At 65.4% G+C, this 269-nt stretch carries 1 protein-coding gene; it reads right to left on the bottom strand.

Annotated elements, in window-relative coordinates; all coding sequences use genetic code 11:
- Nucleotides 1-23 precede the first annotated feature (23 nt).
- Nucleotides 24-269: hypothetical protein (locus AC3XQU_RS23965; RefSeq protein WP_489876627.1), on the bottom strand; the 246-nt coding region annotated here is incomplete at its 5' end.

Raw genomic sequence — 269 nt, forward strand, 5'->3', positions numbered from 1 at the left:
GCTGTCGGGGCGGCGCGTACGCATCAGTCCACCTCGGCGGGGTCGAGGTTGGATGCGGCGAGGCCGATGAGGTACGACGCCGACAGTGCCATAGCAGGGATGACGAATCCGGGATGCTCACCGTAGAACCAGGCCAGCGTGAAGAGGCCGCCGGCGACCCAGATCGACAGACACCACGCGCACGTCAGCGCATACGGGATGTCGTGATCCGGCCCCAAGCGGCGGATGAAGAACGCCCGGACTCCTCGTGCGAGGTAGTCACTGTTGAT

The organism is Telluria sp. AZSoR62, assembly GCF_058111565.1.